Genomic DNA, 22,972 nt, shown 5'->3' on the forward strand with positions numbered 1-22,972 from the left:
TTGTTCTCATTCGCTAATTTTTCCTGTCTGCATTCGTTTTATAGGGACGACGTGCCTTTGTGCTTCCCGCCACTGATCCGGATGCTTAGAAATGAATGCTGAAGACTCCTTGAAACTTGCTCGCCGGTTTATCGGGTTGCCCCTGGAAAAGCGCCAGATGTTCCTTGCGGCCTTGCAAAAGGAAGGCGTTGATTTCGCCCGTTTCCCCATTCCTGCCGGCGTCGAAGCCGAAGATCGCCAGGCGTTGTCGTACGCCCAGCAACGCATGTGGTTTCTCTGGCAGCTGGACCCGCAAAGCGGCGCGTACAACCTGCCGGGCGCGGTGCGTCTGACCGGGCACTTGAACCTGTCCGCGCTGGAACAGGCCTTCGCCAGCCTCGTTGAATGTCACGAAACCCTGCGCACGGTGTTCCAGCGCCAAGCCGACGACGCCTTGCTGCAAGTGCCGGCGCGTGCGCCGCTGGTGATCGATCAGGTGGATTTCAGCGCGTTACCGGCCATTGAACGCGAGCAAGCAGTCGCCAGCGCGGCCGAGCAGCAATCCGTGCTGCCGTTTGATCTGGCAACCGGCCCATTGCTGCGCGTCACCTTGCTCAAACTCGCCGAGCAGGAGCACGTCCTCCTATTGACCCTGCACCACATCGTTTCCGATGGCTGGTCGATGAACGTGCTGATCGACGAATTCATCCGCTGCTACGACGCCTTCGAGGCGGGCGCACAACCGCAACTCGCGCCCTTGCCGATCCAGTACAGCGACTATGCATTGTGGCAGCGTCGCTGGCTGGAGGCGGGCGAGCAAGCGCGTCAACTCGACTACTGGCAGGCGCAACTGGGCGACGAGCACCCAGTGCTGGAACTGCCCACCGATCACCCGCGCCCGGCGATGCCGAGCTATCGCGGCACCCGTTACGAGTTCGCCGTCGACGCTCAGTTGGCCGAGCAACTGCGGGCCACGGCGCAGAAACACAACATCACCCTGTTCATGCTGTTGCTCGGCGCCTTCAACGCGCTGCTGCACCGTTACACCGGGCAAACCGACATCCGCGTCGGCGTGCCGATCGCCAACCGCAACCGCGCCGAGATCGAAGGCCTGATCGGCTTCTTCGTCAACACCCAGGTGCTGCGGACCCAGCTCGACGGCCAGACCCGCGTCGACGACTTGCTGCGTGCCATCAAGGAAACCGCCCTCGGTGCCCAGGCCCATCAGGACTTGCCGTTCGAGCGCCTGGTCGAGGCGCTGAAACTGGAACGCAGCCTCAGCCACACGCCGCTGTTCCAGGTGATGTACAACCACCAGCCGCAGGTCGCGGACATTTCCACGGTCAGCACCGCGTCCGGTCTGGCGCTGGGCGTGATCGAGTGGGAAGGGCGCACCACCCAGTTCGATCTGACCCTGGATACCTACGAAAAGGGCGGCAAGCTGCACGCCGCGCTGACCTACGCCAACGACCTGTTCGACGCGCCGACCATCGCGCGCATGGCGCAGCACTGGACGCATTTGTTGCAGGGCATGGTCAGTGATTCGCAGCAGCGCATCAGTGATTTGCCATTGCTGGAGAGCGCCGAATTTCAGCGCATCGTGCATGACTGGAACCGCGCTGACGAAAGCTTCCCGCAAGACCTGTGCATTCATGAGCTGATCAGCCAGCAAGTCGTCGCGAACCCGAATGCATTGGCGGTGACCTTTGCCACGAAGCAGCTGACTTACTCCGAGCTCGATAATCGGGCCAATCGCCTGGCTAACAAGCTGATCGAGCTGGGCGTAGGGCCGGAAGTCCGGGTCGGCGTGGCGATGCAACGTTCCGACAACCTGTTGGTGGCGCTGCTGGCGGTGCTCAAGGCGGGCGGCGCTTATGTGCCGTTGGACCCGGATTACCCGGCCGAACGCGTTGCCTACATGCTCGAAGACAGCCGCGCTTTGGTGCTGCTGACTGAGCAAGCTGTCGCCGCAACATTGAACGTGCCGGCTGATACGCAAGTGTTGCTGATGGACGATACGGAGTGGGCCGCTTATCCAAGTAGTGCGCCGATGATTCGCGTCACACCAGACAACCTCGCCTACGTGATCTACACCTCCGGCTCCACCGGCAAACCCAAAGGCGTGGCCATCGCCCACCGCAACGTGCTGGCGCTGATCGACTGGTCGAAATCGGTTTACAGCCGTGAAGACATCCAAGGCGTATTGGCTTCGACGTCGGTCTGCTTCGACCTGTCGGTGTGGGAGCTGTTTGTCACCCTGGCCAACGGCGGCTCGGTGATCATCGCCCGCAATGCCCTGGAATTACCACAGCTGCCGGCCCGTGATCAGGTGCGCCTGATCAACACCGTGCCGTCGGCGATCAATGCGTTGCAGCGCGACGGGCAGATTCCGCCGAGCGTGCGCATCATCAACCTCGCCGGCGAGCCGTTGAAGCAGAGCCTGGTGGAGGCGCTTTATCAGCAGTCGACCGTCGAGCATGTCTACGATTTGTACGGTCCGTCCGAAGACACCACCTATTCGACCTGGACCCGCCGCGAGGCCGCTGGCCGCGCAAACATCGGCCGACCGCTGAAACACACCGCCAGCTATTTGCTGGACGCTGACCTGCAACCGGTGCCGCAAGGCGTGTCCGCCGAGCTGTACCTGGCTGGCGCCGGCATCACCCGTGGTTACCTGGCACGTCCGGGCATGACCGCCGAAAAATATGTGCCGAACCCGTTCTCCAACACCGGCGAACGCCTGTACCGCACTGGCGATCTGACCCGTTATCAGGCCGACGGCACGTTGCAATACGTCGGTCGCATCGACCATCAGGTCAAGGTCCGCGGTTTCCGCATCGAACTCGGTGAAATCGAAGCGCGACTGTTGCAGCAGGACGCCGTGCGTGAATTGGCGGTGCTGGCGCAGGACGGCGTCAACGGTCAGCAACTGGTCGCGTACATCGTGCCGGCCGATCCAGCGTTACTGGACGACATCGACGCTCAAACGACCCAGCGTGAAACCTTGAAAACCGCGCTGCGCCAACACCTGCCGGACTACATGGTCCCGGCGTTCCTGCTGTTCCTCGAACAGCTGCCACTGACCCCCAACGGCAAACTCGACCGCAAGGCCTTGCCAGCGATTGACGGCTCGCAGCAACAACGCGAACACGTCGCGCCGCGCACTGCGATGGAAAAATCCCTGGCCGCGATTTGGCAGGACGTGTTGGCCATCGAAAATGTGGGTCTTGAAGACAACTTCTTCGAACTGGGCGGCGACTCCATCGTTTCCATGCAAGTGGTCAGCCGTGCGCGTCAGGCCGGGATCGTGTTGAGCCCCAAAGACCTGTTCCAGCATCAGACCATCCGCAGCCTGGCCCAGGCCGCCCGCAGCGGCGAGCAGCCGCTGGTCGAACAAGGTCCTGCGGTGGGCGCGGTGGCGCTGGCACCGGTGCAACAGTGGTTTTTCGAGCAAGCCATTCCTGAGCGTCAGCACTGGAACCAGTCGCTGCTGCTGGTGCCGCGCGAGGCGTTGAACGTCGAGGTGCTGGATCGCGCGCTTGAGCAATTGCTGACCCATCACGACAGCTTGCGCCTGCGTTACGAACAAACCGCCGAAGGTTGGCAGCAGGCTTACGCCGCGCCGACCACTGAATCAGTGTTGTGGCAGCGTCAGGCGCAATCGGTCGCGGAACTCAACGCCTTGTGCGACGAAGCCCAACGCAGTCTCGATTTGCAAAATGGCCCGCTGATGCGCGCGCTGCTGGTTGCGATGGCCGACGGTACCGAGCGTTTGCTGCTGGTCGTTCATCACCTGGCGGTGGACGGTGTTTCCTGGCGCGTGTTGCTCGAAGACCTTCAGCAGTTCTATAGCGGCGGTAATGTGTCGCTGGCGAAAACCAGCACCTTTCAGCGCTGGGTCGCTCGCTTGCAGGATCATCTGCCAGTCTTTGAAAACAGCCTCGGACACTGGCAGACCCAACTGAAAAACGCGCCGAGCGATCTGCCGTGCGATCGCCCAACCGGCGCGCTGGAAAACCGCTTCGAACACAAACTCGAACTCAAACTCGACGCCGAGCAAACCCGAAAATTGCTGCAACAGGCCCCGGCGGCCTATCGCACCCAGGTCAACGACCTGCTGCTGACCGCCCTGGCTCGCGCGGTTTGCCGCTGGAGCGGGCAGGGCAGCACGCTGATCCAGCTTGAAGGCCATGGCCGCGAAGACCTGTTCGATGACATCGACCTGACCCGCACCGTCGGTTGGTTCACCAGCCTGTTCCCGGTCAATCTGATGCCGTCCAGCGATCTCGGCGCGTCGATCAAATCCATCAAAGAACAACTGCGTGCCGTGCCGGACAAAGGCCTGGGCTACGGCGCGCTGCGCTACCTTGGCACATCGGCGATTCGCGCCGAACTTGCCGCGTTGCCGCAACCGCGTATCACCTTCAACTATCTGGGGCAGTTCGACCGTCAGTTCGATGATGCGGCGATGTTTGTGCCGTCCACCGAAGGCAACGGTATCGCGCAAGATCCATCGGCACCGCTGGGCAACTGGCTGACGGTCGAAGGCCAGGTCTACGGCGGTGAGTTGTCGCTGAGCTGGGGCTTCAGCCGCGAGATGTTCGACGCCGCGACCATCCAGCGTCTGGCGGACGATTACGCGTTGGAACTCAACGCGTTGATCGATCACTGCTGTGCCGTTGAAGCGCCGCAAGCCACACCGTCGGACTTCCCTTTGGCGCGCATCAGTCAGGCGCAGCTCGATGGATTGCCAGTGGCGGTCGCGACGCTTGAAGACCTTTATCCACTGTCGCCGATGCAGCAGGGCATGCTGTTCCACACGTTGTACGAACCCGAAGTCGGTGCCTACATCAGTCAGCTGCGTCTGGACATTCAAGGACTCGATCCGCAGCGATTCGCTCAGGCCTGGCAAACCGCGCTGGAGCGTCATGACATTCTGCGCAGCAGCTTCCACTGGCAAGGCCTCGACACCGCGCACCAGGCGATTGTCCGCAACGTCGCGTTGCCGCTTGAAGTGCTTGAAGCGACCGACACCGATGCGCTGGCCGACGCCGAACGCGCCCAGGGTTTTGCACTGGGCAGCGCGCCGCTCTTCCGCTTGAAGCTTGTCAGCACGGGCGTCCATGACTGGCACCTGATCTACACCAGTCACCACATTTTGATGGACGGCTGGAGCAACGCACAGTTGCTGGCCGAAGTGATCCAGCACTACGCCGCCGGGCAATCGCTGCCGGCACCGACCGGGCAATACCGCGATTATCTGGGCTGGTTGCAGCAGCAATCGGCCGTCGCTGGCGAGCAGTTCTGGAAAGCGGCATTGGCACCGCTGGAAGCGCCGACGTTACTGGCCGAAGCCTTGCGGCCGCCGGTGGGTGCCGAGGGTAGTGAGGAATACCGCGTCGTCCTCGACAGCCGCGCGACCCTGCGTCTGGCCGAGTTCTCCCGTCAGCAGAAAGTCACCCTCAACACCTTGCTGCAAGCGGCGTGGAGCCTGTTGCTGCAACGCTACACCGGTCAGGATTGCGTCGTTTTCGGCGCCACGGTCGCTGGGCGTTCTGCTCCGCTGCCGGGGATCGAAGAGCAGCTCGGCCTGTTCATCAACACGCTGCCGCTGGTGTGCGCGATGAAGCCGGATCAAACCGTCAGCCAATGGCTGGGCGAGTTGCAAGGGTTGAACCTGGCCATGCGCGAGTTTGAGCATGTGCCGCTTTACGATATTCAGGGCTGGGCGGGGCAGCAGGGTTCGGCGCTGTTCGACAGCCTGCTGGTGTTCGAAAACTTCCCGGTGGCCGAGGCGCTGAAACAGGGCGCGCCGGCCGGGCTGTCGTTCGGCAACCTGCACAACCACGAACGCACGCACTATCCGCTGACCCTGGGCATCGAACTGGGCGAAGGCCTGAGCCTGGACTTCAGCTACGACGCGGCACGGTTCAGTGCGGCGCAGGTCGCTGAGTTGTCGGCCAATCTGCAGCATCTGCTGACGCAACTGGTGGCGCAGCCGGACGCGGCACTGGGCACGCTGGAACTGCTCGATGTCGATGGCAAAGCCGCTGTGCTTGCGGTCAGCCAACCGGCCGCGGTTCAGTTATCCACAACGCTTTTGGTACACGAACAAATCGCCGCTCAGGCCGCCGCCACCCCAGAAGCGATGGCATTGCAGGTCGATGGTCAGACTTTGAACTATGGCCAATTGAACGCGCAGGCCAACCGCCTGGCCCATCGCTTGATCGAAAACGGTGCCGGTCCGGGCAAGCGTGTCGGCCTGGCCCTGAACCGTGGTCCGCAATTGATCGTCAGCCTGCTGGCGGTGCTCAAATCCGGCGCGGCCTATGTGCCGCTGGACCCGAAATACCCGGCCGAACGCCAGGCGTACATGATCGACGACAGCCGCCTCGACGTGCTGCTGTGCGAGTCCGGCCTATTGGAGGACATGCCAGGCGTGCTCCGTCTCACCCTCGACGACAACGCAGCCCCTGTAGGAGCAAAGCTTGCTCGCGATAGCGATAGACCCGTCGCCGAAGACCTGGCCTACGTCATCTACACCTCCGGCTCCACCGGACAACCCAAAGGCGTGGCCATCGCCCATGCCGCGCTGCGCGAGTTCTGCCAGACCGCAGCCGACTATTCGATGCTGTCGGCGTCGGACCGCGTGTTGCAGTTCGCGACCTTCAGTTTCGATGGCTTCGTCGAGCAGTGCTTCCCGGCGCTGTGTGTCGGCGCGGCGTTGATCATGCGTGGCGATGATGTGTGGGACGCCGGCCGCCTCGCCGCCGAAATCGTCCAGCAAGGCGTGACCGTGGCGGATTTGCCGGCGGCTTACTGGTACTTGCTGGCCCGCGAATGCGCGAGCGGTGTGGTGCGCAACCTGGGTGATTTGCGTCAGGTTCACGTCGGCGGCGAAGCGATGTCGGTCGAAGGTCTGCGTTTGTGGCATCAGGCTGGTTTGAGCCATGTGCGATTGCTCAACACCTACGGCCCGACCGAGGCGACCGTGGTGTCCAGTGTTCATGAATGCCATCTCGAAGATGCCAGCGATGCGTTCGGCATTCCGATTGGTCGTGCTATCGCCGGTCGCGCGCTGTATGTACTGGACACGGCCGGTCAGTTGTTGCCCAACGGTGGCGTCGGTGAACTGTGCATCGGTGCCCAGGCAAGCCTCGCTCAGAGCTACTTCGACCGCCCGGCGCTAACCGCTGAACGCTTCCTACCGGACCCATTCGCCCGTGAGCCGGGCGCGCGGCTGTACCGCAGCGGCGATCTGGCGCGCTACAACGCTGAAGGGAATCTGGAATACGTCGGCCGTATCGACCATCAAGTGAAGATCCGCGGTTTCCGCATCGAGATGGGCGAGATCGAAGCCTGCCTGCAAGCTCGGGAGGAGGTGCGCGAAGCGGCGGTTATCGCTCAGGACGGCACGCAACTGGTGGCGTATGTCGTGGCTAGCGGCGCGGTAGCCTCTCAGGCTGACTATCTGGAAGGACTCAAAGCCGTTCTGCGCCAGTCGTTGCCTGAATACATGGTGCCAAGCCACCTGATTCTTCTGGCCAAACTGCCGCTCAACAACAACGGAAAACTCGACCGCAAAGCCTTGCCGCGTGCGGAAGCCACCGATGCACAACGTGACTTCGTGGCCCCGGCCGAAGGGCTGGAAACGCAACTCGCGCTGATCTGGCAAGAGGTGTTGCAACTCGAGCAAGTGGGCCGTGACGACAACTTCTTCGAGCTGGGCGGACACTCGCTGCTGGTGCTTCAGGTGATCTCTCGCGTGCGTCAGCAGTTGCAGCTTGAACTGTCGGTGAGCAGTCTGTTCTCCGCCGCGAATCTGGCGGAATTTTCCGAACGTGCAGCACTGGCGAACGTCAGCGGCCAACCGGTTCTGCAACGTGCGTCGGTCGATCAGCCACAAATTCTGTCCTACGCCCAACAGCGCCAATGGATTCTCTGGCAGCTGGACCCACAGAGTTCGGCCTACAACATTCCCGCCGCGCTACGCCTGAAGGGCTCGCTGAATCGCGAAGCCCTGCGCGAAGCCTTCACTCAACTGCAGGCCCGTCACCAAACCCTGCGCACAACCTTTGAGCAGGACGGCCAGCAGGCGCGTCCGGTGCTGCACGACAATCTGGCGCTGCAACTGGATGAACGCACGCTCGATCAGTCGTCGATCGACAATGCCGTAGCCGAAGAAATCGCCCGTCCGTTTGACCTGCGCAACGGTCCGCTGTGGCGCGTGTTGCTGCTGCAAGTGAACACTGACGAACACGTGCTGGTGCTCACCGTGCACCACATCGCTGCCGATGGCTGGTCGATGCAGGTCATGGTCGATGAATTCAGCGCGCTGTATCGGGCGGCCGTCGAAGGCAAGGCTGCGAACCTGTCGAGCCTGCCGGTGAACTACAGCGACTACGCCCGTTGGCAGCGTGACTGGCTGGAGGCGGGCGAGGGCGCACGTCAACTGACATGGTGGAGCGAGCAACTGGCGGGCAGCCAAACGCCGCTGGAGTTACCGAGTGAACTGACCCGTCCGGCCCGTCGCACCGAGCGCGGTGCCAGCCTGGTGCTGAACGTTGATCGCGAATTGCTCGCTGGTTTGCGTCACCGTGCCCAGGAACAACAGGTGACGTTGTTCATGCTGTTGCTGGCCAGTTTCCAGACCTTGCTGCATCGCCAGAGCGGGCAGTCGAGCATCAGCGTCGGCGTGCCGAGTGCCGGGCGTTCGCGCCTGGAAACCGAAGGCCTGATTGGCTTCTTCATCAACACCCAAGTGTTGCGTGCCGAGATCGATGGGCAGCAGACTTTCAGCACCTTGCTGCAACAGCTCAAACGCGTGGCATTGGGCGCTCAGGCCAATCAGGACTTGCCGTTCGAGCAGCTGGTCGACGCCTTGCAGCCGGACCGCAGCCTCAATCACAGCCCATTGTTCCAGGTGCTCTACAACCACCAGCAACAACTGGGCGCGAGCGTTGAGCGCACGGTTGCAGACTTGAACGTTGAACGTCTGCACTGGCAGCAACACACCACGCAATTCGATCTGGTGCTCGACACTCAAGAGCAGGGCGAAGAACTCGATGCCAGTCTGACTTACGCCACTGACCTGTACGACGAGGCGTCGATAAACCGCCTCGCCGAGCAGTGGCTGAACCTGCTGCGTGCGGTGGTCAAAGATCCACAGCAACGCGTCGCCGAACTGCCGTTGCTGCAAGCCCCGCAACGCGATGCGTTGATTCAGCACTGGAACCCGACGTTCCAGGCGCAACCGCCGTCGCCAACCCTGCACCACTTGTTCGAAGCCCAGGCGGCCGAGCGGCCGAACGCAATCGCGTTGGTCTACGAAGGCGAGCAACTGACCTACGCCGCGCTCAACGCTCAGGCCAACCGACTGGCGCGCAAACTGCGTGAACAGGGTGTCGGCCCAGAGGTGCGCGTCGGCATCGCCACCGAACGGGCGATGCCGCTGGTGGTCGGGTTGCTGGCGATTCTCAAGGCCGGCGGCGCCTACGTTCCGCTCGATCCGCAATACCCGGCCGAGCGCCTGAGCTACATGATCGAAGACAGCGGCATCACGTTGCTGCTGACCCAACAACACTTGATCGACGGTTTACCGGCCCGCGACGGCGTGCAGGTGCTGAGCCTGGAGTCGTTGCAACTGGAGGCCTTCAGCGCCGACAACCTGCCAGCGCTGGCGACCCCGGAAAACCTCGCTTACGTGATCTACACCTCCGGTTCCACCGGTCGGCCGAAGGGCGCATTGCTCAGCCACGGCAACGTCGGGCGTCTGCTCACGGCCACCGCTGCCGAGTTCAACTTCGGCCCGAACGATGTCTGGACGCTGTTCCACTCCTACGCCTTCGATTTCTCGGTGTGGGAGCTGTTCGGTTCGCTGTGCACCGGCGGGCGCCTGGTGATCGTGCCGTATTACATCAGCCGCGAGCCGCAAGAGTTCCATCGCTTGCTCTGTGATGAAGGCGTGACGGTGTTGAACCAGACCCCGACCGCGTTCCGCCAGTTGTTGCCGATTGCCTGCGCCAGCGAGCGCAACCTGGCGTTGCGTCAGGTGATTTTCGGCGGCGAAGCGTTGGAAGTCGCGAGCCTGCGTCCATGGTTCGAACGCTTCGGCGATCAACAGCCAACCCTGGTCAACATGTACGGCATCACCGAAACCACGGTGCACGTGACCTACCGCGCCATCCGCCTGGCCGACCTCGACGGCAAGGCCCAAAGCCCGATTGGCCTGCCGATCCGCGACCTGCGCTGGTACTTGCTCGACAGCCAGTTGCAACCGGTGCTGGTGGGCGTGGCGGGCGAGTTGTACATCGCCGGCGCCGGCCTGGCGCGCGGTTATCACGGGCGTTTCGGCCTGACGGCTGAACGCTTCGTGCCGAGCCCGTTCGAGGCTTCGCAGCGCCTTTATCGCAGCGGCGACCTCGCGCGTCAGCGTGCCGACGGCAGCATCGATTACCTCGGCCGGATCGACCAGCAAGTGAAGATCCGTGGTTTTCGCATCGAACTGGGTGAAATCGAAGCCGCGCTGCTGGCCCAACCGGGCGTGCGCCAAGCGGTGTTGAGCGTGCATACCGGCGACGGCGGCCCGCAGTTGTGCGCCTACGTCGTGGCCGAGCAAACCCCGCACGACCCGATCGCCTGGCGCGACAACTTGCGCGCCGCGCTCAAGGTGGATCTGCCGGACTACATGGTGCCGAGCCACTGGTTGTTGCTGGATGCCTTGCCGCTGACCGGCAACGGCAAGCTCGACCGCAAGGCCTTGCCGGTGCCTGACGCTCAGGAATGGCAACGCCCGTTCGAAGCCCCCGAGGGCGACCTCGAACGGCAACTGGCCGACATCTGGGCCAGCGTGCTGGGCGTGGTGCAGATCGGCCGACGCGACAACTTCTTTGAACTGGGCGGGCATTCGTTGCTCGCCGCCCAGGCCAGTGCCCGTGTGGAACTGGAACTGGGCATCGAGCTGCCGCTGCGCGCGCTGTTCGAATCCACCGACCTTCAGGCTTATGCCGCCATGGCCGGGCAACACGCCCCGGCTGACAACGATGCACGTCTTGATGCGCTTGAGTCGCTTCTCGACGAGATGGAGATCAACTGATGGAACACAGCACTGCCCAGCGTATCGCCACCCGTTTCGCCGGCCTGCCTGCCGACAAGCGCCGCGAGTTTCTGTTACGCATGCAAGAGCAGGGCGTGAGTTTTGGCCAACTGCCGATTCCGCCCGCTGCCGAGCCGCAAGCGACCTTCGAATTGTCGTATGCGCAGCAGCGCCAGTGGTTCCTCTGGCAGCTTGATCCGCAGAGCTCGGCGTACAACATTCCTGCCGCGTTGCGTTTGCACGGGCCGCTGGATGTCGCGGCGTTGCAGCAGGGTTTTGACGTGCTGCTGGAGCGGCATCAGAGTTTGCGCAGCCGATTCGTCGAGGATGACGGTCAGGTGGTGCAGACGCTGGCCGGGTTCACTTCGCTGCCGATTGAACAGATCGACCTGCGCGATGAACCTCAGGAACAGCGTCTCGATCTGGCCATGAAAGCGGTCGAGCAGGACATCGCCCGACCGTTCGATCTGCAGCACGGTCCGCTGTTGCGAGTCAGCCTGTTGCAACTCGATGCCGAAGACCATGTGCTGTTGCTGACCTTGCACCACATCGTCACCGATGGCTGGTCGATGGGTGTGTTGGTGGAGGAGTTTTCCCGGCTCTACGCCGCCCATAGCCAAGGGCAAAACGCCGCGCTGGAAGCGTTGCCGATTCAATATTCCGACTACGCCCTGTGGCAACGTCGCTGGATGGAAGCGGGGGAACTGGAGCGTCAACTCAACTGGTGGCGCGAAACACTGGGCAGCGAACAACCGCTGCTGGAGTTGCCTACCGACCGCCCACGCCCGGCGCAGCCAAGCCAGCGCGGTGCGCGTCTGGATTTCGCCCTCGATGCAACGTTGGCCAGCGGTTTGATGAGCCTGGCCAAACAGCGCGGCGTCACGCCGTTCATGCTGTTGCTGGCGAGTTTCCAGGCCTTGCTCTATCGCTACAGCGGTCAGTCCGACCTGCGCGTTGGCGTGCCGATTGCCAACCGTAATCGCGCGGAAACCCGTGGCCTGATCGGCTTCTTCGTCAACACTCAGGTGATGCGTGCTGAACTGGACGGACGTCTGCCGTTCAGCCAATTGCTCGACCAGACCCGCGCGGCGTCGCTGGATGCCCAGGATTATCAGGACTTGCCGTTCGAGCGTCTGGTGCAGGCGCTGCAAGGTGAACGCAGCCTGAGCCACAGCCCATTGTTCCAGGTGATGTTCAACCACCAGCAAGCCAAACCGGCGGCGGTCAGCGGCTTGCTCGCGGGCCTGCGCGTCGAAGCGCTGAACGCCACGGCGCACACCACGCAATTCGACCTGCAACTGGACACGCAGGAGGAGGGCGACAAGCTGTTCGCCAGCCTGACGTATGCCACCGATCTGTTCGACGCCGAGCGCATCGAGCATTTAGCGCGTCATTGGCGCAATTTGTTGACCGGCGTGCTGGCGAACCCGCAATGCCCGCTTGCCGAGTTGCCGCTGCTGGATGCCGACGAGCGCCTGCGCATTCTGGATGACCTCAACGACACCGCTCAGGCCTATCCGGGCGAAGTCTGCGTGCAACGCCATTTCGAAGAACGCGTGGTTGAAAACGGTGAGGCGACAGCGCTGGTGTTCCAGGGGCAGCACCTGAGTTACGCCGAGCTGAATTTGCGTGCCAACCGTCTGGCCCATCACTTGCGCGCCCAGGGTGTCGGCCCGGAAGTGCTGGTGGGGATTGCCTGCGACCGCTCGTTTGAAATGGTCGTCGGCCTTTTGGCGATCCTCAAGGCCGGCGGCGCGTATGTGCCGCTGGACCCGGAATACCCGATTGATCGCCTGAGCTACATGATTGAGGACAGCGGCATTTCGTTGTTGCTGACTCAAGAGCACCTGCTGGCGCAACTGCCGACCCCGGACAACGTGCGCACCTTGTGCCTGCACAGCGAAGCCGATTGGTTGAGCGATCTACCGGGCACCGATCTACCAAACCTCGCTGTCGCAGAAAACCTTGCTTACGTGATTTACACCTCCGGCTCCACCGGCAAACCCAAGGGCGCGGGCAACCGCCATGTGGCGCTGCACAACCGTCTGGAGTGGATGCAGCAAGCCTACAACCTGTTGCCGAGCGACCGCGTGCTGCAAAAAACACCGTTCAGTTTCGACGTGTCGGTGTGGGAGTTTTTCTGGCCGCTGATGAAGGGCGCCACCCTGGTGATCGCCGCGCCGGGCGAGCATCGCGATCCGCAACGTCTGGCCGCGTTGATCGTCGAACAGGCGATCACCACGCTGCACTTTGTGCCGTCGATGCTCTCGGCGTTTATCAGTGCCGACGAAGCGCTGGCCTGCACCTCGCTGCAACGGATCATTTGCAGCGGTGAAGCGCTGCCGATGGAACTGCAACGCCAGACGCTGCGCAGCCTGCCGCAAGCCAACCTCTACAACCTCTATGGCCCGACCGAAGCGGCCATCGACGTGACCCACTGGACCTGCGTGGAAGAGGGCCGCGACAGCGTGCCGATCGGCCGCCCGATTGCCAACCTGCGCACCTGCATCCTCGACAGCGAACTGCAACCGTTGCCACTGGGCGCGGTGGGCGAGTTGTACCTGGGCGGTATCGGTCTGGCTCGCGGTTATCACCGTCGTGGCGCGCTGACTGCGGAACGTTTCGTGGTCGATCCGTTCGGCAGCGGCGAGCGCCTGTACCGCACCGGTGACCTGGCGCGCTATCGCGCTGACGGCGCCATCGACTACTGCGGGCGTATCGACCATCAAGTGAAGATTCGCGGTTTGCGCATCGAACTGGGTGAAATCGAAGCGCGTCTGCAAGAAAATGCGGACGTGCAGGAAGCCGTGTTGCTGGCCCTCGACGGCCCGAGCGGCAAGCAACTGGTTGCGTACATCGTGCCGCAAGATCGAGCCTTGGTCAGCGCCGATGCCGAGCAGCAAGGCGCGTGGCGCGAAACCCTGAAAAGCCATTTGCTCGCCAGCCTGCCGGATTACATGGTGCCGGCGCAGACCGTGCTGATCGAGCAAATGCCGCTGAGCCCCAACGGCAAACTCGACCGCAAACGCCTGCCCGCGCCGACCGCACAGATCAGTCAACGCGCGTTCGAAGCGCCACGCAGCGAACATGAACAGGTGCTGGCGCAGATCTGGCAGGACGTGTTGGGCGTGGAGCAGGTCGGGCGTCAGGACAACTTCTTTGAACTGGGCGGCGACTCGATCATTTCGATTCAAGTGGTCAGCCGCGCGCGCCGTGCGGGTCTGAGCCTGCAACCGCGCGACCTGTTCCAGCAGCAGACGTTGCAAGCGCTGGCCGCGGTAGTGAAAGAACAGGCTGCACCGCTGGCGCAACAAGGGCCGGTGGACGGTGTGCAGAAACTCACGCCGATCCAGCGCTGGTTCTTCGACGAGTCGATTCCGCAACGCGCGCACTGGAACCAAGCCGTGTTGCTGACGCCGCGTGAAACCCTCGAATTGCCGCGCCTGCAAGCGGCGCTGCAACGCCTGCTCAAGCAACACGATGCGCTGCGTTTGCGCTTCAGTCAGGTCGACGGCCATTGGTCGGCGCGGTATGTCGGGGCCGACAGCGCCGATGTGATCGACATGCTCTGGACCGCTCGCGTGGCCAGCGATGCGTCGCTGGAATCGGTGTGCGACGAAGCCCAGCGCAGCCTCAGCCTGCAAGACGGTCCGCTGCTGCGCGTGGCGTTGATCGTCCAGGCGGATGGTTCCCAGCGGTTGCTGTTGGTGATCCACCACTTGGCGGTGGACGGTGTGTCCTGGCGGGTGTTGCTGGAAGATTTGCAGGCCGCCTATCAAGGGCAAGAGCTGCCACCGAAGACCAGCGCCTTCCAGGCCTGGGCCGAGAAACTCGACGCCTATGCCCGCTCCGAAGCCGCTGCCGGTGAATTGGATTGGTGGCAGGCGCAACTGAGCGTCGCCAATGATTCGTTGCCAGCCGCCAACGCTCAAGCCAGTCAGGCAGGGCATCTGCGCCAGGGCGTCAGCATCGGCCTGGACCGCGAGCAGACTCGCCAGTTGCTGCAACAGGCGCCAGCGATCTACCGCACTCAAGTCAACGACCTGCTGCTGACCGCACTGGCCCGCACCCTCAGCCGCTGGACCGGCGATGCATCGGCGCTGATTCAGCTCGAAGGCCATGGCCGCGAAGAGCTGTTCGACGACATCGACTTGACCCGCACCGTCGGCTGGTTCTCGAGCCTGTTCCCGGTGCGCCTGACGCCGACCGCCGACCTTTCGGGTTCGATCAAGGCGATCAAGCAGCAACTGCGCGAAATCCCCGGCAAAGGCATGGGTTACGGCCTGTTGCGCTACATGGGTGATGCCGCGAGCCAAGCGGCGCTGGCCGCGTTGCCGCAAGCGCGGGTGACGTTCAACTACCTCGGCCAGTTCGATCAGAGCTTTGCCGAGGACGCGCTGTTCACCCCGGCTCGCGAATCCAGCGGTGCCGCGCAATCCACCGATGCACCGTTGCCGAACTGGTTGTCAGTGGATGGTCAGGTGTATGGCGGCGAACTGAAGCTGGACTGGACCTTCAGCCGTGAATGCTTCGACCTGCGCGAAATCGAAGCGCTGGCCGCGGACTTCCGCAGCGAGTTGCTGGCGCTGATCGCCCATTGCCTCAGCGATGGAGCGGGCGGCGTGACCCCGGCGGACTTCCCGTTGGCGCGTCTGACTCAAGCGCAACTCGATGGTCTGCCAGTACCTCCGGCGCAAATCGAGGACCTGTATCCGCTGTCGCCGATGCAGGCCGGTTTGTTGTTCCACAGCTTGTACGAGTCGGAGTCCGGCGCCTATGTGAACCAACTCAGCGTCGAAGCCCGCGGGCTCGATGCCGAACGGCTGGGCCGCGCGTGGCAAGCGGTACTCGACACTCATCCGATCCTGCGCAGCAGTTTCCACTTTCCCGACGGCTTCGAAGCGCCGGTGCAGTTGGTGCATAGACACCTGCAATTGCCGATGACTTGTCTCGACTGGCGTAACCGCAGCGATCAGGCCGAAGCGTTGGTTCAACTGATCGACAGCGAACGCTTGCAGCTCGATTCGACCCGCGCGCCGCTGATGCGTTTGACCCTGGTGCGACTGGACGATGAGCGTCAGCAACTGATCTACACCCACCATCACTTGTTGCTCGATGGCTGGAGTAATTCGCTGCTGTTGAGCGAAGTCCTGCAGCGTTATGCCGGGCAAGACGTGCAGGCGTCGATTGGGCGTTTTGCCGACTACATCGGCTGGTTGCAGCGTCAGGATGCGCAAGCCGACGAGCTGTTCTGGCGCGAGCAACTGGCGACCCTCGACAACCCGACCCTGTTGGCCCAGAGCCTGGCCCATGGCGACAGTAAAAACCTGTCGACGGCGGAATTTGCCGATCATCGCCAGACCTTCGATGTCGCCATCAGCAAACGCTTCAGCGACTTTGCCCGTCAGCAAAAGGTCACCCTCAACACCTTGGTCCAAGGTGCCTGGGCACTGCTGCTGCAACGCTACAGCGGTCAACGCAGCGTCGCGTTTGGCGCGACCGTTGCCGGGCGTCCGGTGGACTTACCGGGTGCTGAAAGCCAGCTCGGCCTGTTCATCAACACCTTGCCGGTGATCAGCAGCCCGGACGCGGTTGAAAGCGTCGGCCAGTGGCTGACCCGCTTGCAGGCGCAGAACCTGGAATTGCGTGAGCATGAATTCACCGCGTTGGGTGACATTCAGCGCTGGGCCGGGCGTGCCGGCGAACCACTGTTCGACAGCCTGCTGGTGTTCGAAAACTTCCCGGTCGCCGAAGCCCTGCAACAGGGTGCGCCGGCAGGTTTGAGCTTCTCGATCCCGCAGAACCATGAGCGCACTAACTTCCCGCTGACGCTGGCGGCCACTGCCGAAAGCCAGCTCAGCCTGAACTGGAGCTACCAGTGCAGCCACTTCAGCGCCGAGGCGATTGCCCGCATGAGCGAGCATTTGGCCGCGCTGCTGGCCGCCATGGTCGCTGCACCACACGCTGCATTGAGTGAACTGGACCTGCTGACCGCGCCGGAACGCGCGCAACAGTTAGTGGAGTGGAATCCCGCATTCACCGCGTCGGAAAACCCGCTCTGCGTGCATCAGTTGATCGAGGCCCAGGCCGTTGTTCGCCCGGACGCCACCGCGCTGATCTTCAATGATCTGGAATTGAGCTTCGACCAACTCAACCGTCGCGCCAACCAATTGGCCCATCGCCTGCGCGCACTGGGCATCGGCCCAGAAGTGCGGGTTGGCCTGGCGATGCAGCGTTCGCCGGAAATGATCATTGGCCTGCTGGCGATCCTCAAGGCCGGCGGCGCTTACGTGCCGCTGGACCCGGCGTACCCGGCCGAACGCCTGCGCTATCTGATGGAAGACAGCGGCATTTCGCTGCTGATCAGCCAATCGTGGCTGCGGGAAAAACTGCCGTTGCCTGAAGGCCTGTCGGTCCTGGAAATCGACCGCGAGCCGCTGGAGTTCATGGCTGACACCAACCCGGTCAACCTGACCTGCGGTGAAAACCTTGCGTACCTGATCTACACCTCGGGCTCCACTGGCCGGCCGAAAGGCGTCAGCGTGGCCCACGGTCCGCTGGCCATGCATTGCCTATCGATCGGCGAGCTGTACGGCATGACCCCGGATGATCGCGAGTTGCAATTTGCCTCGATCAGCTTCGATGGCGCCCACGAGCGCTGGTTGACGCCACTGGTGTTCGGTTCGGCCGTAATGCCCCGCGACGACGAGTTGTGGAGCGTGGAGCGCACCTGCGCTGAAATCGAAAAGCACGGCATCACCATCGCCTGTTTCACCCCGACCTATCTGGGGCAGATCGCCGAATTCATGGGCGAAGCGGGGCGCGATTTGCCGATCCGCTCCTACACCCCATGCGGTGAAGGCATGGCCAAACATGCGTTCGACGAGGTCCAGCAGGTGCTGCAACCGAAGCGCCTGATCAACGGCTACGGTCCGACCGAAACGGTGATCACGCCGTTGATCTGGCTGGCGTATCCGGATACCGAATTCGACTCGGCGTTCATGCCGATTGGCCGGCCGGTCGGCAACCGCAGCGCCTATATTCTGGATGGCGGCTTGCAGCCGTTGCCGGTTGGCGTGGCGGGCGAGTTGTACCTGGGTGGCGAGGGCGTCGCACGTGGTTACCATCAACGTCCGGACCTGACCGCTGAACGCTTCGTGCCGGATCCGTTCGTGCCGGGCGCGCGTTTGTATCGCAGTGGCGACCTCGCGCGGTTCCGTGCCGACGGTGTTGTTGAATACCTCGGTCGTATCGACCAGCAAGTGAAGATTCGCGGTTTCCGTATCGAGCTCGGCGAAATCGAAGCCTGCCTGCTGGAACACGAAGGCGTGCGTGAAGCGTTCGTGATCGATCGCGAAGGCCCGGTGAGTCGCCAGTTGGTTGGCTACGTGGTGCCGCGCGATCCGCTCGCCGACGAGCACGATTTGCGTGAAGCGCTGACGTTGCACCTGCGCAGCCGTCTGCCGGCGCACATGCTGCCAGCGCATTTGATGTGCCTGGCCGCGTTGCCGCTGACGCCGAACGGCAAGCTTGATCGCCAAGGCCTGCCAGCGCCTGAAGCGTCGCGTCAGAACCACGATCAAGTCGCCGCTGCGTCGCCGGCCGAAGCGTTGCTGGTGGAGATCTGGCAGGAACTGCTGGGGCTGGAGTCGGTGGGCGTCACCGAGAACTTCTTCGAGCTGGGCGGTGACTCGATCATTTCCCTGCAAGCGGTGAGCCGTGCCGGGCAGCGCGGGCTGGTGTTCAGTCCGAAGCAACTGTTCGAGCAGCAGACCATTCGTGCACTCGCTGCGGTGGCGACCAGCCGTGAAGCGGCGTTGGTTGAAGCGCCGAAAGTCCCGGCTTTTGCGCTGGTGCCGCACATCGACATCGCCGCCCGCGAAGGACTGCAAGACCTGTATCCGCTGTCGCCGATGCAGCAAGGCATGCTGTTCCATTGCCTCGATTCGCCGGAGCTGAACCCCTACGTCAACCAGTTGAGCGTGGCGGTGGACGGCTTGCAGGTGCCGCGTTTCCGCGCCGCTTGGCAAACCCTCGTCGAACGTCATGAAGTGCTGCGCGCGGCGTTCCGTTGGCGTGATGGTCTGGCCGATCCGCTGCAAGCGGTGTTCGACGACGTCGAGTTGCCTATCGAAGAACTCGACTGGCGTGAGCGTTCCGACACAGAGCAGGCGTTGAGTGAACTGGCGGCTGCGGAACAGGCCAAGGGCTTCGACCTGAGCTGCCCACCGTTGATGCGTTTTATCCTGGTTCGCCTGGGTGATGACCGTTACCAGATGATCTGGATCTACCATCACCTGTTGCTGGACGGCTGGAGCGCCTCGCGTCTGTTGGGCGACATGTTGCGCCTGTACCACAACGACAGCCTGCCGACCCTGACCGGTCGTTACGCCGACTACATCGCCTGGCTGCAACGCCAGGACGGTGCGCAGGCCGAAGGTTTCTGGCGCGAACGGCTGGCGTTGCTCGAAGCGCCGACCATTCTGGCCAAGGCTTCGGGTGCCGCAGGTTCCGGCCACGGCGTGATGTACAGCAACCTCGATGCCGAGGCGACGCGCAAACTGCACAACTTCGCCAAGCGTCAGCGCGTGACGTTGAACACGCTGGTGCAAGGCGCATGGCTGCTGCTGTTGCAGCGTCACAGCGGCCAACGCAGTGTCGCGTTCGGCGCCACGGTGGCGGGGCGTCCGACCGGGTTGGCCGGCGCGCAGGACATGCTCGGCCTGTTCATCAACACCTTGCCGGTGATCCAGACCCTCGATCCGCAACAGCCGTTGGGCGAGTGGCTGCGCGACTTGCAGGATTACAACCTGATGGTCCGCGACTACGAGCACACGCCGTTGTCGGACATTCAACGCTGGGCCGGGCAGGGTGGTCAGGGCTTGTTCGACAGCATCATCGTGTTCGAAAACCATCCGGTGGACCGCGCCTTGAAAGGGGGCGAAGAAGGCGAGCTGCGCTTTGCCGAAGTCGGCAGCGGCGGGGTCACCAACTTCCCGATGGACTTGATGATCAGCGCCAACGAAGAAGGTCTGGAAGTTGAGTACCTGTTCCTGCGTGATCGCTTCAGTGACGTGGAAGTAGAGCGGATTCGTGCGCAGCTTGAGGGTTTGCTGCGTGCGTTGCCGGAAGATGCCACGTGCCTGCTCGGCAATATTGGCTTGCCTGAGGCGCGTTTGAGTCTGCCGCAGGTGTCCGACGACAACGCCGATTTGCTGCAAGCATTCAATCAGCATGTATGCACGCAACCGCAGAAAGTCGCCTTGATCTGCGAGGATCGGGAAGTCAGTTATGCACAGCTTGAGGCTCAGGCCAATGGTCTGGCGCAGCAACTGATTGGTCGCGGCATCGGACCGGAAAGTCTGGTGGCGGTGGCGCTGCCGCGTTCCGAACGCACTATCGTCGCATTCCTTGCGGTGTTGAAAGCAGGGGCGGCTTATTTGCCTTTGGACCTGGCGTACCCCGCCGAGCGACTGGCTTATATGTTGAGCGATTCGGCCGCCAACCTGTTGCTCTGCGACAGTGATCTGGGCGAACGACTGACGCTGGCCGACAGCCCGCCACGTCTGTTGCTCGATCAGCTGGTCGTTGCTGGCAGTACCGAGTGCCCGGTTGCCAATCCGCTTCCGGGGCACCTCGCGTACCTGATTTACACCTCCGGCTCCACTGGCCAACCGAAAGGCGTGGCCGTGGCGCGTGGTCCGATTGCCCGGCATTGCCGCGGCATTATCGAGCTCTACGAACTGGCACCGCGCAGCCGCGAGTTGCACTTCATGTCGTTCGCCTTCGACGGTGCGCAGGAGCGTTGGTTGAGTGTGCTGTTGGCCGGCGGCAGTCTGGTGATCCGTGACGACAGTTTGTGGACGCCGGAGCAAACCCTGGAAGTGCTGCATCGTCATGGCGTCACCGTGGCCTGCTTCCCGCCGGCGTACCTGCAACAGATGGCCGAAGTCGCCGAACGCCTGGGCAATCCGCCGGCGGTCGAGGTGTATTGCTTTGGCGGTGATGCGGTGCCGGAGGCCAGTTTCGAGCAGGTCAAACGGGCTCTGCGTCCGCAGCGTCTGGTCAACGGTTACGGCCCGACCGAAACCGTGGTCACGCCGCTGTTGTGGCGTGCCGAGGTCAGCGAAACCTGCGACGCGGCCTATGCGCCAATCGGGCGCGGTGTGGCCGGGCGTGGTTTGTATGTGCTGGATGCCGACCTCAATCCGTTGCCGGTCGGTGTCAGCGGCGAGTTGTACCTGGGTGGCGAATGCCTGGCGCGCGGTTACCACCAGCGTCCCGGCATGAGCGCCGAGCGTTTCATCCCCGATCCGTTCGAGGCCGGTGGCCGCATGTACCGCACCGGCGATCTGGTGCGCCAGCGTGAATGCGGATTGATTGATTACCTGGGGCGTCTCGACCAGCAAGTGAAGATCCGTGGTTTCCGCATCGAACTGGGCGAAATCGAAGCCCATCTGCGCGACTGCGCCGGGGTGCAGGATGCCGCCGTGGTGGTGCATGACACGCCGACCGGCAAGCAATTGGTCGGTTATGTGGTGGCGGCCGGTGTTGTTGGGCTGGATCGTCGACTCAAGGCTGAACTGCAAGCGCAACTGCCGGACTACATGGTGCCGGCGCGCATCATGGTGCTGGAGCGTTTCCCGCTGTCGGCCAACGGCAAGCTCGACCGCCGCGCACTGCCTACGCCGGAATGGGCGCTCGGCGGTTATCGCGCGCCACGCAACGCGCTGGAAACAGCACTGACCGCGATCTGGCAAGAGGTGCTCGGCGTGCCGCAAGTGGGCATCGACGACAATTTCTTCGAACTCGGCGGCGACTCGTTGCAGGTGCTCAAAGTCATCTCGCGGGTGCGCAGTCAGCCGCAATTGGGCTTCGAATTGAAACTGCGCGACTTGATGCAGAAGCCGTGCATCGCCGAACTCAGCGGCTATCAGGCTGCCGAGTCGGCGTCTGCGCCGGACCCGTTGCTGGCGCTCAATGCGCGGTTCCCGAACGTGCCGGCGCTGTTCTGCCTGCACGCCGGTTTCGGCACGGTGTTCGACTACGAACCGCTGGCGCGGCGTCTGGAAGGACGGCGCACGGTGTACGGCGTGCAATGCCGAATGCTGCTTGATCCGCACTGGCAGGACGAATCGCTGTTGGCGATGGCTCAAGCCTATGCGCAACGGATTCGCAGTCAGCAGGCCAAGGGGCCGTATTACTTGCTGGGTTGGTCATTGGGCGGGGCGTTGACGCAACTGGTCGCTCACGAACTGGAAACCCAAGGTGAAACGGTCGCGTTTGCCGGGCTGGTCGACAGTTACGTGGCGGGCACCGCAGAAGCGGGGGACTGGCGCGAGGACCTGGGCGACTTCCTGAAGTTTGTGCTCGGTCTGTCGGCCGATGAGGCTCAGGCATTGATTGCGCTGAAAGCCGCTGATTTGAATGAGCGCGAGGGTTCCACGGCAGTGATCGAGGCGGCCATGCACGGTTCCAGTGAACAAACTGCGTTGGGCGCGGGGGAACTCACGCAGATCTTCGCCACCGGCTCACGCCTCAAGCAATTGGCGCTGGCGCATCGGCAACTGCCGGCGATCCAGGTCACGGCGCATCGCTGGTGGGTGGCCGAACGCGACGATGAACGTCGGGTGTTTGAGGCCCAGGTCGGTAGCCACGGCGTTGATCGCTTGTTGGCGGGCGGGCATTACGAGTTGCTGCGCGGTGATGAGCTGCTCGATGAGCTTGAAAACCTGTTGGAACGCAGGCCGGCTATCGCGTAACTCCTGTGGGAGCGGGCTTGCTCGCGAAAGCGGTGTGTCAGGCAACATCAATGTCGCCTGAGATTGCCTCTTCGCGAGCAAGTCGGATCGCCGCACCGCCGCTCCCACAGGGTTCTCGCTGGTTTCAAGATTGTGT

General features: G+C 62.9%; 2 protein-coding genes. Both read left to right on the forward strand.

Annotated elements, in window-relative coordinates:
- Positions 1 to 91 precede the first annotated feature (91 nt).
- A complete protein-coding gene (locus CKW16_RS23560; RefSeq protein WP_095131063.1) occupies positions 92 to 11,074 on the forward strand; it encodes a non-ribosomal peptide synthetase in 10,983 nt (3,660 codons plus the stop codon).
- Positions 11,074 to 22,836, forward strand: coding sequence for a non-ribosomal peptide synthetase (locus tag CKW16_RS23565; protein ID WP_095131065.1), 11,763 nt, complete (start codon positions 11,074 to 11,076; stop codon positions 22,834 to 22,836). Before CKW16_RS23560 ends, CKW16_RS23565 begins: the two co-directional genes overlap by 1 nt.
- The last annotated feature ends 136 nt before the right edge of the window (positions 22,837 to 22,972 follow it).

Origin of the sequence: Pseudomonas sp. Irchel s3h14 (assembly GCF_900187425.1) — a bacterium.
Lineage (GTDB): Bacteria > Pseudomonadota > Gammaproteobacteria > Pseudomonadales > Pseudomonadaceae > Aquipseudomonas.